This is a genomic window from Pseudomonas sp. v388, from assembly GCF_003935425.1.
GTDB lineage: Bacteria > Pseudomonadota > Gammaproteobacteria > Pseudomonadales > Pseudomonadaceae > Aquipseudomonas.
This window is the reverse complement of the sequence record NZ_RHQN01000005.1, coordinates 116,549-131,261: the sequence shown is the minus strand read 5'-3', so window position 1 is coordinate 131,261 and position 14,713 is coordinate 116,549. Positions and strand designations below refer to the sequence as shown.

At 59.4% G+C, this 14,713-nt stretch carries 10 protein-coding genes and 1 pseudogene; 6 read left to right on the top strand and 5 right to left on the bottom strand.

All coding sequences use genetic code 11. The annotated features are described in order from the left end of the window. Positions 1-275: 275 nt before the first annotated feature. Positions 276-1,637: a carbohydrate porin gene (locus tag EGJ27_RS13410; protein WP_125831228.1), complete on the top strand. Its 1,362-nt coding sequence runs from the start codon at positions 276-278 to the stop codon at positions 1,635-1,637. 256 nt (positions 1,638-1,893) lie between these two features. After that, the gene (locus tag EGJ27_RS13405; RefSeq protein ID WP_125831227.1) at positions 1,894-4,314 is read left to right on the top strand and encodes a glucose/quinate/shikimate family membrane-bound PQQ-dependent dehydrogenase; all 2,421 of its coding nucleotides are present in this window, start codon (positions 1,894-1,896) and stop codon (positions 4,312-4,314) included. 141 nt (positions 4,315-4,455) lie between these two features. On the opposite strand, the gene EGJ27_RS13400 is transcribed toward EGJ27_RS13405, so the two are convergent. Genes EGJ27_RS13400 through EGJ27_RS13385 form a run of 4 tightly spaced genes read right to left on the bottom strand, consistent with a single transcriptional unit; the run spans position 4,456 to position 8,779 of the window. Then, entirely contained in the window at positions 4,456-4,878 is a 423-nt protein-coding gene (locus EGJ27_RS13400) for a group 1 truncated hemoglobin (RefSeq protein WP_125831226.1), read from the bottom strand. Then, a complete protein-coding gene (locus EGJ27_RS13395) occupies positions 4,878-5,741 on the bottom strand; it encodes a DUF3034 family protein (RefSeq protein ID WP_125831225.1) in 864 nt (287 codons plus the stop codon). Before EGJ27_RS13395 ends, EGJ27_RS13400 begins: the two co-directional genes overlap by 1 nt. Positions 5,742-5,744: 3 nt before the next feature. After that, positions 5,745-8,111, bottom strand: a complete 2,367-nt coding sequence (locus EGJ27_RS13390) for an EAL domain-containing protein (RefSeq protein ID WP_125831224.1) — start codon at positions 8,109-8,111, stop codon at positions 5,745-5,747. Then, entirely contained in the window at positions 8,108-8,779 is a 672-nt protein-coding gene (locus EGJ27_RS13385; RefSeq protein ID WP_125831223.1) for a methylamine utilization protein, read from the bottom strand. The genes EGJ27_RS13390 and EGJ27_RS13385 overlap by 4 nt, the downstream gene beginning before the upstream one ends. Positions 8,780-9,043: 264 nt before the next feature. Here EGJ27_RS13385 and lon point away from each other — a divergent pair, with 264 nt between their 5' ends. After that, a complete protein-coding gene (gene lon, locus EGJ27_RS13380; RefSeq protein ID WP_125831222.1) occupies positions 9,044-11,461 on the top strand; it encodes an endopeptidase La in 2,418 nt (805 codons plus the stop codon). A 39-nt stretch (positions 11,462-11,500) separates the two neighbouring features. Here the strand turns inward: lon and EGJ27_RS13375 are convergent, their stop codons facing one another. Continuing rightward, on the bottom strand, positions 11,501-12,649 hold the full coding sequence (locus EGJ27_RS13375; RefSeq protein WP_125831221.1) for a hypothetical protein: 1,149 nt from the start codon (positions 12,647-12,649) through the stop codon (positions 11,501-11,503). Positions 12,650-13,118: 469 nt separating this feature from the next. On the opposite strand from EGJ27_RS13375, the gene EGJ27_RS13370 reads away from it, so the two are divergent. The 3 genes and pseudogenes from EGJ27_RS13370 (at position 13,119) to EGJ27_RS13365 (ending at position 14,713) form a co-directional block, all read left to right on the top strand. Next, positions 13,119-14,039 (top strand): hypothetical protein, encoded by a 921-nt coding sequence (locus tag EGJ27_RS13370; RefSeq protein WP_125831220.1) that lies wholly within the window; start codon positions 13,119-13,121, stop codon positions 14,037-14,039. Positions 14,040-14,056: 17 nt separating this feature from the next. Beyond that, a pseudogene (locus tag EGJ27_RS25335) lies at positions 14,057-14,212 on the top strand (hypothetical protein); the annotation flags it as partial. Positions 14,213-14,320: 108 nt separating this feature from the next. Further along, positions 14,321-14,713, top strand: a complete 393-nt coding sequence (locus EGJ27_RS13365; RefSeq protein ID WP_125831219.1) for a protease inhibitor I42 family protein — start codon at positions 14,321-14,323, stop codon at positions 14,711-14,713.

Below are 14,713 nucleotides of genomic sequence, written 5' to 3'. Positions count from 1 at the left end.
AGAGACCGATGTGTGATGGCAGGCATTTCCCGGAATGACTGGCGTCATGACGCGCCCGCAGCTGCGCGGTTAGGTCGCACGAGCCACTATTGCAAAATCTGCAAAGATAAATATTGAGTTTGTTACTGTTTGTAAACTCGTTAGCGCCCTATCATTGTCGCCGTCCTGGCTGAATCGATTTTTCAACACGTCGACTTCATACCCGCCTGCCTCCGGCAGTTGCGGGCGAGCTTGCACTCTGTCCCCATAACAACTCGAACAGAAAACTTTTTCCCATGCCTAGTTTTATCAAGCGTCACCGTTTCATGGCGGTCCATCGTGCTGCCGGTCTGTGCGGGCTGGCGGCTCTCGGCCTCGCCAATGCCGTGCAGGCGGCACCAGCTTTCGATTCCGGTTCGCCGTGGATGTTCGGCGACTGGGGCGGCAAGCGTACGGAACTTGCGCAACAGGGCTTCGACTTCAAGCTCGACTACACCAGCGAGACGGCCGCCAACCTGCACGGCGGCTATAACCACGACAAGGCCACGCGCTACAGCGACCAGTTCACCCTGAGCGCTCACCTGGACCTGCAGAAGCTATTGGGCTGGCAGGACGCCGAGTTCCAGCTGGCGCTGAACAACCGCAACGGCGACAGCCTGGGCAATGAGCGCACCGGTGACCCGCGTGTCGGCACGATCTCTTCATCGCAGGAAGTCTGGGGCCGTGGCAGCGTCACGCGCCTGACCCAACTGTGGTATCAGCAGAAGTTCTTCGACCAGGCCTTGAGCATCAAGCTCGGCCGGTTCAACGAAGGTGAAGACTTCAACACCATGCCCTGCGACTTCCAGAACCTGTCGCTGTGCGGTTCCCAGGCCGGCAACTACGTGAACACCTGGTACAACTGGCCGATCAGCCAGTGGGCGATGCGCGTGAAGTATCAGCTCAACCCGGAGCTGTTCGCGCAAATCGGCGTATTCGAGCAGAACCCGTCCAACCTGGAAAACGACAACGCCTTCAAGCTCAGCGGCAGCGGTACCCAAGGCGCAGTCGTGCCGGTGGAGCTGGTCTGGAGCCCGAAACTCAACGGTCTGCCGGGTGAATACCGGGCCGGTTATTACTACAGCAGCGCCGACAGCGAAGATGTCTATAAAGATACCGACGGTCAGCCAGCGGCGTTGACCGGCATGGCCTATCGCGCCGCGTCGAGCAAGCACGGCATGTGGCTTAACTTCAGCCAGCAGGTCACCAGCCAGGCGAGCGACCAGAGCCGCGGCCTGAGCCTGTTCGCCAACGGCACCTTGCATGACAAGAAGACCAACATGGTCGACAACTACGTGTCGCTGGGCATGGTCTACAAAGGCCCGCTCGATGCTCGTCCCAAAGATGCCATTGGCCTGGGCGTTTCGCGCATTCATGTCAACCCTGCGTACCGCAGGAATGCCGATGCACGAAACCAGGCTGCGGCGGTCTACGACTACAACGACCCCTCGTTCACGCCTGTCCAGGACACCGAGTACAACGCCGAGCTTTATTACGGCGTACACGTCGCCAATTGGCTGACCGTGCGTCCGAATCTGCAGTACATCCGCCACCCGGGTGGTGTCGATCAAGTCGACGACGCGTGGATAGCGGGTCTGAAAGTGCAACTCTCGTTCTGACCGGCGGTTGAATCCAGCTGCCGGCAATACGTTCAAACAACTAGCTGCAAGAGGGTGTCTACGACACAGGCCAACCAAGGCAAGACGAGGCGAAATCGCTCGAAGTGGAGTTTACTCAACGTAACTGCGCATTTTGACAGCCTTTCACCGCAGGATTGCCGAGTGCAGCCGGTTTGTAGCGCCCTCTAAAGAATGACGTTTCACTGCCTTGCTGAATTGAGGCGTCAATCAATCACTCTTCACGGAGAATCGCATTATGAGCACTGACGGTGCTTTGAGTAGAAATCGCCTGCTACCGACGTTGCTCGGGCTGGTGATCCTGTTGATGGGGCTGGCGTTGCTGGCCGGCGGTGTCAGGTTGGTGCAACTGGACGGTTCACTGTATTACCTGCTGGCAGGTATCGGTTTCTCCGTGACGGGTGTGCTACTCATCACCGGACGCCGTGCGGCGCTCGGCCTGTATGCCATCCTCCTGTTCGCGAGCACGGTCTGGGCCTTGTGGGAAGTGGGCCTGGACTGGTGGCAACTGGTGCCGCGCCTGGCACTGTGGTTTGCCTTGGGCATTGTGTTGCTGCTGCCCTGGTTTCGTCGCCCGCTGCTGCGTGGCCAACCGGCCCGCATGGGCACCGGTGCGCTGAGCGTGGCGGTGGTGCTGGCGGGCCTGACGGCACTGGCCAGCCAGTTCACCAACCCGGGTCGCATCGAAGGTCAACTGGACCGCGAGACCGCAGGCACCACCAACACCGCACCGGCCATGCCGGACGGCGACTGGCAGTCCTACGGCCGCACCGCTTTCGGTGATCGCTACTCGCCTCTGGCGCAGATCACTCCGGAAAACGCTCACAAGCTGGAACCGGCCTGGACGTATCGCACCGGCGATATCCCTGGTCCGAACGATCCGGGCGAAACCACGGCCGAGAACACGCCGCTCAAGGTCAACGGCATGCTGTACGTGTGCACGCCGCACAGCCAGGTGATCGCACTCGAGCCGGAAACGGGCAAGGAAATCTGGCGCTTCGACCCGAAGATCAGCACTCAGAATGCCGAGAACTTCAAGGGCTGGGCGCACATGACCTGCCGTGGCGTCTCGTATCACGATGACGCGGCCTATGCGGCAGCGACGCCGGCGCAGAGCCCGGCTACCCCCGCGGCTGAAACCGCCACCACAGCCACGGCCTGCCCGCGTCGAATCTTCATTCCGACTGCCGACACTCGCCTGATCGCCCTGAACGCCGACACCGGCAAGATGTGCGAAGACTTCGGCAACAAGGGCGCGGTCGACCTGACGGCCAACATGGGCACCTTCGCTCCGGGCGGTTACTACTCCACATCGCCACCGGCGGTGACCAAGGATCTGGTGATCATCGGCGGTCACGTCACCGATAACGTCTCCATGGACGAGCCGTCGGGCGTGATCCGCGCTTATGACGTACACACCGGTCGTCTGGTCTGGAACTGGGACAGCGGCAACCCCGAAGCGACTGCTCCTATCGCAGCGGACGGAATCTACACGCGCAACTCGCCGAACATGTGGTCCATGTTCAGCGTCGATGAAAAGCTGGGCATGGTCTACCTGCCGATGGGCAACCAGACGCCTGACCAGTTCGGTGGTCATCGCACCCCCGAATCCGAGAAATACGCCGCCGGCATCGTGGCGCTGGATATCGCCACCGGTCGCGTGCGCTGGGATTATCAGCTGACTCACCACGACCTGTGGGACATGGACGTGGGCGGTCAACCGACGCTCATGGACATGAAAACCGCCGATGGCGTGAAGCCGGCAGTGCTGGTTTCCACCAAGCAAGGCAGCATCTACGTGCTGGACCGCAGCAATGGGCAGCCAATCGTGCCGATCAACGAAGTGCCGGTTCCACAGGGCGCGGTTGAGGGTGACTGGACGTCGGCCACCCAACCCAAGTCCGATCTGAACTTCATGCCGCCTCCGCTCAAGGAACGCGACATGTGGGGCGTGACGCCGTTCGACCAGATGCTGTGCCGCATCGACTTCAAGTCCCTGCGCTACGACGGTCCGTTCACGCCGCCATCGCTGCAGGGTTCGATTGTGTATCCGGGTAACTTCGGCGTGTTCGACTGGGGCGGCATTTCGGTCGATCCGGTTCGCCAGATCGCCTTCGTCAACCCAAGCTACATGGCGTTCCGTTCCAAGCTGGTTCCGGCCGAAGAAGTGGCAAGCGGTCCGGGTCGCAAGAGCGAAACCGAAGGCGTTCAGCCGAATAAAGGCGCGCCTTACGGCGTGATTCTGGAAGCGTTGCTGTCGCCGATGGGCCTGCCGTGCCAGGCGCCGGCGTGGGGTTATGTCGCCGCTGTCGACCTGACTACGCACAAGACCATCTGGAAACACAAGAACGGCACCGTGCGTGACAGCTCGCCGGTTCCAATCCCGCTGAGCATGGGCGTGCCAAGCCTGGGTGGTACGTTCACCACTGCCGGTGGCGTTGCGTTCCTGAGCGGCACCCTGGACCAGTACCTGCGCGCCTACGACGTTCGTAACGGCAAGCAGCTGTGGGAAGGACGCCTGCCTGCAGGTGGCCAGACCACACCGATGACCTACGCCGGCAAGGACGGCCAGCAATATGTGCTGGTCGTTGCCGGTGGCCACGGCTCGCTGGGTACCAAGCAAGGCGATTACGTGATGGCATTCAAACTGCCCAAGTAAAGTGTTGCTGAGGTAAAGAACAGGCGGCTCATCGAAAGATGGCCGCCTTTTTTGTGGGCGTATGGACTGGACGGGCCTGTTTGCCTGCGGGAGCGCGGCGGGTGATGAAGCGTAGGAGCGGGCTTGCCGGTGAAACCCCGCCTATTTCTCGATCACTTCTCCACGCATGGGCGCCAGCCTTGCGATCAGGCGGTTTTGTGTCGGGACCGGGATATGCTCGGCATCCATCGAGGCGATCAGGTTTTCCACCAGGGCGTTGAAATCGCTGCGGGTCAGGTTCTTGCCCTTGTGCGACTCGGCCAGGCTGTCACCGCTGTAACGGCACGGGCCGCCCGCTTCGACGCACAGAAACTCCACCAGTCGGTCGCGCAACAGCACGATGCTCACCTTGCGGAAGTGCTCGACGATGCGGTCGTCCTTGGCGACATTCATCAGCATGCCTTCGACGATGCGCTGGATACCGGCACGCTCGCCCAGGTCGCGATACAGGCTGTCATCCTTGGCCGGCTGCTGGGCACACCCCACCAGCAGAGCAAACAGCAGGCAACTCAGAAAGCGGATCATCAGAAACTCCCCTGCACGGACAGATAGGTACCGTTCTGGTTTTCCTGGGTCGCGATCTCACCCAGTCGGGCGTAGGCCAAGACGACAGAAAGATGTTTATTGGGGAAATAACCGACGAACATATCGGCCCAGTCGCTTTCACCAGCGAACGACAGATTGTCAGGCTTCTCTCGATATTCCACGCCCATCGCCCAGCGCGGGTTGAACAGCACCGCCACCGACCCTTCCTTGAGCACACTGCGCGTGTCCCGGCGATCGCCACCAAAACCCAGCAGGCCGGTTTCATTGGCGCGGCTGTAGCGCACACCGCCGTTGACCACCACGTTGTAACCAAAGGCCGCGCCCATGAACAGGCGACTGGCGGTCAGGTAACCTTCGACGTCCGAGTCGCGCTCGGCACCGACCAGGCTCGGGATCAGAAAATTGTTCATGTGCTTGTACTGAACACCCAGCGACACCTGCGGGAGGCTGTCGTAAATCAGATCGCCAAACAGGCGCACTTTGACGCCGAACACATCCTGGCTGAGGTTGTCTTCCGGCAGGCTCAGCTGATGCTGCAAGGTGCTGATGTCGAAACGCTGATGGGCATAGGAAAACTCGACCCGATTGCCGTAGGCAAACGCCAGCCCGGCGACGTCCAGATGATAATCCGGCAGGTCGACATGGGTGGCGAACGCCGTCGCGCCCCACTCGCCCTGCTCGCTGTAGCCGGCGATCACTGCCCACGGCGCGATGCCGCCACCCGCAGCACCTTCAATGCTGCTGGCGCCACCCGTGGCGATCAGACGTCCGTTATCCGCCAGCGCCACAGAGGTAGCGGCGCCCAACACACAACCTAACAACAACGAAATTCTATAAGTCATGACTCAATTAACCATCAGGCTGGGTGTGGGACTGGAAGAGAACGGGGACTGGGCGACCCAGGCTTCGAACGCCGACGCAGTCAGCGGTCTGCTGATCAGGTAACCCTGGGCGGTGTCGCAATGCCAGCGCTGGAGCAGATCCAGGCTGTGCTGATACTCGACGCCTTCGGCCACCACCTTGAGCCCCAGGTTGTGGCTCATTTCGATGGTGGAACGCACGATCACGGCATCTTCACTGGTGTCATCCAGGTTGCGGACGAACGATTGATCAATCTTCAGCTCCTGCACCGGCAGGCGCTTGAGGTGCGCCAGAGAGGAATAGCCGGTGCCGAAATCGTCGACGGACAGGCTGATGCCGCAGTCGCGCAGACGGTGCAGAACCACCAGCGCCTGTTCAGGTTCGCTCATCACCGCGCTTTCGGTGATTTCGAAAATCAACTGATTGGCGGGCACACCGTACTGTTTGAGCAGACGCATCACGTAACCGACCAGATCGGTGCCGAGCAAGTCGTCGGCCGAAATGTTGACCGACAGCTGCAACACCAGACCGCGTCGATTCCACTCGGCCAATTGGCGCATGGCTTCCTCGATCACCCAATTGGTCAGCAACTGAATGCTGCCGGTGCGCTCGGCCAGGATGATGAATTCAGCGGGAGACACGTTGCCGAACTGCGGGTGGGTCCAGCGCAGCAGGGCTTCGGCCTGACGCACCCGGCCCTGACGAATATCCAGCTTGGGCTGGTAATGCAGCATCAGCTCGCCATTGCGGGCGGCTTTTCGCAGGTCGCGAATCAGGCTGATTTGCCGCTGATGCGCGAGATCGCGGCCATCTTCGTAGATGTGCATGCGCCCGGCCATGGTCGCGGCGTCCTTGCGGGCAATGGCCGCGCGGCTGACCAGCTCCTGCGGCGAGTCGCCGTGTTCCGGGTACACCGCGATGCCGATGCAGCTGTCCAGAACGATTTCCTGAGTGTCGATCCGCTGCGGCTCGATCAGCAGGCGCTGCAAGGTGTCGCCCATCGCCACGGCGCCATCGCTGGTGGTGTGGTCGAGCAACAGCAGAAATTCGTTGGCCGTCAGTCGCGCAACGGTATCGCCGGAACGCAGGGTGTCCTGCAGACGCTGACCGACCTGGCGCAGCAGCTGGTCCACGCCGTCGGCACCGCAACTCTCGTTGACTGCGGCAAGGTTCTCGATGCCCAGGTACATCAGCGCCACCGGACGCTGCGCGGCAATGGAGCTGCCCAGACGCTCCAGCACCAGCGCCCGGTTGGGCAGCCCGGTCAGCGCATCGTGCAGCGCGTTATGCGCCAGTTGACCTTCGCGCACCGAAATGCCGTGCTGCATGGTGTTGATCGCATCGGCGAGCATGCCCAGCTCGTCGCTACGGGCCATTTTCACCGGGGTTTCGTAATCGCCGTCACCGATGCGCTTGGCCGCCAGCGCCAGCGCCCGCACCGGTAGCGACACACTGCGCGCCAGGGCAAGAGTGCCCACCAGCGAGGCGAGCAAGGCGGCCATGGATATCCAGAAAATCTTTTCATCCAGCGGGGCGAACGCTTGCAACGCCTTGTCCAGCGGACTTTGCAGCAGCGCAATCACCTGGCCACCGCCGGCGCTGCCGGCGTTGGCCAGCATCAGCGTCTGGCTGAGAAAGTTCTGGTTGGACTGTTCGGTTACGCTGGTCTGGGCGCCGGAGGCATTTCGCATGAAATCCACCAGACTGGCGTGCAGCGCCTCGGGCTGGGTGCTGATCAGCTTGCCCGGCTGGCCATTTTCAACGGTCAGGAACGACACTTCCAACCCACTGAGCGAGCGCAGCTCCTGGGCGATGTCGCTGTCGATGGAAAAACCCATGACCACACGGCCCAGCGGCAACGGCGCCAGCACCGTACTCTCCACCAACAGGTGCGGAGTGCCGCCGCCGGGCACGATCAGCACTGACTGGTTATTGCGCTTGGCCGCCCGCAGCGCCTGGTCGTAGACGAACCTGGAACCCTCCGACACATTCTCTACGGTACTGGCGACCACCGTACCGTCCATGCCCAGCAGGAACATGTCGCTGGCGTTGATGCGCTTGCCGTGGTTGAGCAGCACTGACCGAATGGTCGAGGAATCCTCACTGGCCACGGCATCGCGAAAGCCGAAGTCCGCCGACAGCAGTTGCACCGCGTCGCGCAGCCGCCGGCCGCGCAAATCGATCAGCCGCTCGAACACCCGGCTACCCACTTCCAGTTGAGCCTGGGCCTGCGTGTGCACCGCATCGTTGGTGGCGACCTTGACGGCAAGGAACACCGCCACGACCACCACCAGCAGCAACGCGATCAACACGCAGGCGATGCGCGCCTGAAAGCTGGTTCTAAGGTTCATTCATGGGCTGCCTTGTGGAAGGCATCACCGAAGCCGCCCGCCGCAGGCTTGGACGGTTTGTCATCCGAACCTGGCTGGACCGGCAGGTTGAAACGCTGAACCAGACCCGCCGCAGGCACGTCAAAACTGCCGCCTGACGATGGCTGCATGTCTTCGGTGCGCGGGTGCCAGAGGGTCGCTTCGTAATGACCGGCCAGCACCTGCTCGAGCTTGAGCGTGCCGTTGCTGTCGGTCACGCCGAACAGTGGCTCGTCGGTGACATAGATATAGCCGACCATCCAGTCATGGATGTTGCAGCCCAGCACCACCACGCCCGGCTTGTCGAACAGTAGCGGCTCTGACGGCGTGCCCTCGTACAGACGCAACTCGAAACGCTTGGCGGGCGAAAAGGAATAGACCTGATGGCGAATGTTGTCGCTGTTGGGGAATTTCACCTGGGTGCCGGTATGAACCGCCAACACCCGTGGCGAAAATTCCTGATCACGCTGATCCATGTCGGCCTTCGCGGCGCCCGGCGCGCTGGCCGGGCCTTTGAGGGTCACCACCGCATCGGCCAACGGCTGGCCCTGCTGGTCGACGACCTGGGCGGTCAGCGACGCCGCCGGGGCGTTGGCCACGACGCCCATGAACACGCCGGCCAGCAACGCCTTGGAAATCAGGTTGGTCATATTTTTTCGATCCACAATGGCACTGCCGGTAAGTTGAAAAGCCGACCCTGGCAGTGATGTGTCTCGCGTGCAGATCAACGGGCTTACGTGGTGATGCACGCAAACGAGCAGGATTTTCTGCCTGATCCAGCCAAACGCAACGAAAGGTTTATCCGTCCCTGCCTCCGTGGGCTTTTTGCCCATAACCACACTATCGACCGCTGCCATTGAAACCTGAGGCCCGCTGCCCCATCTAAGAGCCATGTTCAATTTCGCAGGTGCCCTATGAACGACCAGCAGACAGACTCGCCAGATTTGCAACACGATGCAGCCGAGCATGACGTGTCACTGAGTTCCCACGGCACCTCCCTTGCCCTGCCCGGCCAGAACCTGCCGGACAAGGTCTATATCATCCCGATCCACAATCGCCCGTTTTTCCCGGCGCAGGTGTTGCCGGTCATCGTCAACGAAGAACCGTGGGCCGAAACCCTGGAACTGGTCAGCAAATCCGATCACCACTCGCTGGCGCTGTTTTTCATGGACACGCCGCAGGACGATACCCGCCACTTCAATACCGAGGCGCTGCCCGAATACGGCACGCTGGTGAAGGTGCACCACGCCAGCCGCGAAAACGGGCGCTTGCAGTTCGTTGCACAGGGCCTGAGCCGTGTGCGCATCCGCACCTGGCTCAAGCACCATCGCCCGCCGTATCTGGTGGAAGTCGAATACCCGCACCAGCCCAACGAGCCGACCGACGAGGTCAAGGCCTACGGCATGGCACTGATCAACGCCATCAAGGAGCTGCTGCCGCTCAACCCGCTGTACAGCGAAGAGCTGAAGAACTACCTCAACCGCTTCAGCCCCAACGACCCGTCACCGCTGACCGACTTCGCCGCCGCGCTGACTTCCGCCACCGGTGTCGAGTTGCAGGAAGTCCTCGATTGCGTGCCCATGCTCAAGCGCATGGAAAAAGTGCTGCCGATGCTGCGCAAGGAAGTCGAGGTCGCTCGCTTGCAGAAGGAGATCTCTGCCGAGGTCAATCGCAAGATCGGCGAGCATCAACGCCAGTTCTTCCTCAAGGAACAGCTCAAGGTCATTCAGCAGGAGCTGGGCCTGAGCAAGGACGACCGCAGCGCCGACATCGAGCAATTCGAACAACGCCTTGAAGGCAAGACCTTGCCCGCCCAGGCGCGCAAGAAGATCGACGAAGAAATCGGCAAGCTCAAGGTGCTGGAGACCGGCTCGCCGGAGTACGCCGTCACGCGTAACTATCTGGATTGGGCCAGCTCGTTGCCGTGGGGCGTCTACGGCAAGGACAAGCTGGACCTCAAGCACGCCCGCAAGGTGCTCGACGAGCATCACGCAGGGCTGGACGACATCAAGTCGCGCATTCTCGAATTCCTCGCGGTTGGCGCGTACAAGGGCGAAATCAGTGGTTCCATCGTGCTGCTGGTCGGCCCGCCGGGCGTGGGCAAGACCAGCGTCGGCCGTTCCATCGCCGAATCCCTGGGCCGGCCGTTCTACCGCCTGAGCGTGGGCGGCATGCGTGACGAAGCCGAGATCAAGGGCCACCGCCGCACCTACATCGGCGCCCAACCGGGCAAGCTGGTGCAGGCGCTCAATGACGTGGAGGTCATGAACCCGGTCATCATGCTCGATGAAATCGACAAGATGGGCCAGAGCTACCAGGGCGACCCCGCCTCCGCCTTGCTGGAAACCCTGGACCCGGAACAGAACGTCGAATTTCTCGATCACTATCTGGACCTGCGCCTGGACCTGTCCAAAGTGCTGTTCGTCTGCACCGCCAACACCCTCGATTCCATCCCCGGCCCGTTGCTGGACCGCATGGAAGTCATTCGCCTTTCCGGCTATATCACCGAAGAAAAACTGGCGATCGCCAAGCGTCACCTGTGGCCCAAGCAACTGGCCAAGGCCGGCGTGGCTAAATCGAAATTGTCCATCAACGATGCCGCGCTGCGCGCCGTGATCGACGGCTACGCACGGGAAGCCGGTGTCCGACAGCTGGAAAAACAGCTCGGCAAACTGGTGCGCAAGGCGGTGGTGAAACTGATAGACGCGCCGGACTCGGTGATCAAGATCGGCCCCAAGGACCTGGAAGCCTCACTGGGCATGCCGGTATTCCGCAGTGAACAAGTATTGTCCGGCACCGGCGTGATCACTGGCCTGGCCTGGACCAGCATGGGCGGCGCGACGCTGCCGATCGAAGCCACCCGCATCCACACTCTCAACCGTGGCTTCAAGCTGACCGGCCAGTTGGGTGAGGTCATGAAGGAATCCGCTGAAATCGCCTACAGCTACGTCAGTTCCAACCTGGCGAAGTTTGGCGGCGATGCCAAGTTCTTCGATGAAGCGTTCGTGCACTTGCACGTGCCCGAAGGCGCAACCCCCAAGGACGGCCCGAGTGCCGGGGTGACCATGGCCAGTGCATTGCTGTCCCTGGCGCGCAATCAACCGCCGAAAAAAGGCGTGGCCATGACCGGCGAACTGACCCTGACCGGCCATGTCCTGCCGATTGGCGGCGTGCGCGAAAAAGTCATCGCCGCCCGCCGCCAGAAAATCAACGAACTGATCCTGCCGGAATCCAACCGCGGCAACTTCGAAGAACTGCCGGACTACCTGAAAGAAGGCATCACCGTTCACTTCGCGAAAAAGTTTTCGGATGTGGCGAAGGTGCTGTTTTAACCATCAATCCTAGCGGCGCGCGACGCGCGCCGCGTACACCTATTCCTTATTGATTCGATACCCTCCTCCAGGTAAGCCTTCATGCAAGTGCTCTTGAATGCGCTCGTACACAACATTGGCTTCCTCAGTCGTAATGGATCGAGAGCAATCGCGCAGCACTACCCGCAGTAATACATTTTCCTGTCCAGACGACATTCCCAGTCGCTGAATCGCTTTATCAGGCAAATCCTCGTATTTCCAACGCCCTTTGACCTGCATCTCCTCGATCCACCCCGCTGAATCTCCGGCAGCGCTTAACATTTTTTCCGTCAATAACTCTTCACTTTGACCTGGCGTGACCGCGAGGGAAATATCTCTAATGATTGATGGCAGTCGCGAAACCGACCTCCATGGCGCTAGATCAAGCATTTGTGATCGAACGCGTGGATGAGGATCACGTAACAACCGGATATCAGGTATTCCTTTATGCAGCATGACCAGCCGGTCCAGGCCCATGCCCAGCGCCAGTCCTCCATGTTGCTGCGGGTCAATATCTAACCGCTGCAACAGAGAACGAGCAATTCGGCCACACTCCAGCACCTCCACCCGGCAGCCGTCATTGATCACATTTATCTCAATTCCTTCTTCGGTGTAATGATGCGGGCTGTGGCTGTACTCCCATGATTGACCGGGAACAGCCGATGCGAGAATGTCACTGACCAGTTTCAACAGATTGTCGGATGTAGAAATGTCCGGATCACCCAATACCCAGATATCCATCTGATGCGGCTCGGCGCAATGCCAACGGTCGCGGGTATCTCTACGGTAAGTCATGCCGGGGGCGGCGAGTGTCACCAACTCCTGCGGTTTGCGCCGCTGCGCCGCAACCCTCAAAGCTGCGGGGATCTGACTGGTGGTTTGTGTACGAAGCAGCGTGGTTTCGGTTACCCAACGAGTGTGCTCATTCCCCAAGGTTACTTCTGCTGGATCGTACCCCAGCAGACCGTAATTCTCCTGAGCAGACACGACCCTCTGCCCAGTCAGGATCACCGCCTGGGGCCAACCGCTACGCCTGATGTCTTCGAGAATTTTGAGATAAAGGAGCCGGACGGCGTGAGACTCGCCGGCGAAAGAAAGCTCTGTGAGATCTTCAAGGCTTAAAGAGTTTTCGAGCGCTGCCTGACTGAGTGTTTTTCTTGCAACTTCCATTTGGATTCTCCAGCTACAGACACAAAGTTCTTACGAAGTCAAAATACAACTACTCCAGGCTCTCCGCACCAGCAAATGAAGTCTAACGGGTGGCACCCGCTGAATTTCAGAAATCAATTACAGTTATTTCCCACACTAATAGCCATACATGATCTGAGCACTACAACTTATGATGCAACAATATAAAAACCTCCACTACTCTTCGCAACCCAGATTGACACCCGACAGCGACAACATGTTTAAATAATGTCGCCACTGTAGCTAAGCGGCACATCAAAGTAAGCAATCGAGGACAAAACCATGAAACGCGCCAAACCTGAAACAAAAAAGCCAAACAGACTTACGGCCGACCAGCACGGATTTAGCTGGCCCCCACTAGCCTGGGCCTGACAAATATTGATGCTATCAGCACAACCTACCTGCAAGCGTGCCCAGACGTGCGCTTGCAGCCCTTTTGGGTGGCAACAAGATGCTCATCAAAAACCCTGTCAAAAGCCTGCTGACTGCCCGTAAACTATCAATAGTGTCGGACTCCGTCGACTTTCTTTCTGAATGCAGAAAACTCGGTTTCCTCACACACGCCCTTAAAAAGGGGATAAAACTACCCGGGCACAGTGTGGCATTTTCATTTTCTGACGAAGCTGCGAGGCTTATTTTCGAAACGGCGAAAATTACACCTGTCAGAAAATGTATATTTTGTCCGCTTCATGTATTTGACGCCTCAGTTGGTTCGGCACTCTACACCTTGAGCCTGATACTAAAGAGCGACTTCATCGAAGCTCTAAACACTCAAGGAAAGATACTTTCCATACTGAAACACCATAAGAGCTTACATCTTGTTGGCGAGCACTCCATGGCCAGCGTTGTAATAAAAGAAGACTCAACACCTTACGCGATGATAAAAAGCGATTTAGAGGAGAACTTTATCCATTCCGTTGCAGAGTTTTTCGAAGTACATTACGCCCACATGAATGCTGGGCACCCCTGTCCATTTTCCATCGAAGGGTATTTGAAGGTGTCCGGGATCCTGAGTGCGCGCCGAAGCAAGCACGTAGAGGAATCAAAAAGTTTAGAGATCCGTATTGAGAAACTGATGAAAAGCATCAGCGTTTCTGCGGGGAGCATCACAATAGAAAATAATCAGATCGTGTCATTGAAAAATGCCGATGGAGAACACCTCGAACTTTTAGAGCAAGCCGCAGGCACCCGGCGGCTCAGTGTGACGGAGTTCGCCATAGGCGTTAACCGCTCGATACAACCCTTGATTAATTACGCTGTGAATTCTCAGCTCAACGAAGGCATCGAGGGCGTCCACCTCGCCATCGGCGACGGTTCGACGGGCTACCATATCGACTTTCTGAGCCCCGGCGTTACGGCTGTTCCTATCTAATCGCTCCGCCGTTCAACGAACTGATCCTGCCGGAATCCAACCGCGGCAACTTCGAAGAACTGCCGGACTACCTGAAGGAAGGCATCACCGTTCACTTCGCGAAGAAGTTTTCGGATGCGGCGGATCGCCGCCCGGTGGCTCCTACACAATCGCAGTGCGTCCGATGCCTGTAGGAGCCGGCTTGCCGGCGAAGACTGCCGCACAGGCACCCGCGGGAAAACAGACGCCCTGCCCACCATCGGTTATCCTCCCGCATCGTCACGCAAAATCGGACCTTGCCAATGACCCCTGCCCGCTTTCTAGCTCCGCTAGGCTTTGCCTTGCTCACCGCTTGCGCTCAGACCGCTCACAACACCGTTTCTATCGAAGAACAAGGCGACTGCCCGCTGAACCTGAGTGCCGGCCAGACACTGATTCTGACGTTGCCCAGCAACCCCACCACCGGCTTTCGCTGGCAGGTGCAGAACCCGGGTTCCGGCGTGTTGCGCAGTCTCGGCCCCGAGGTTTATTCAAGTGCTGAACAGATGGACATGGTCGGCAGCGCCGGGCAGTCGGTCTGGCGCTATAAGGCAGCCGAAGCCGGCAGCGGACGTCTGTTGATGGTCTATCAGCAACCGTGGGCGCCTGAAGTCACGCCGCAGGCCACCTTCGACTGTTCCATCTCGGTCCATTGA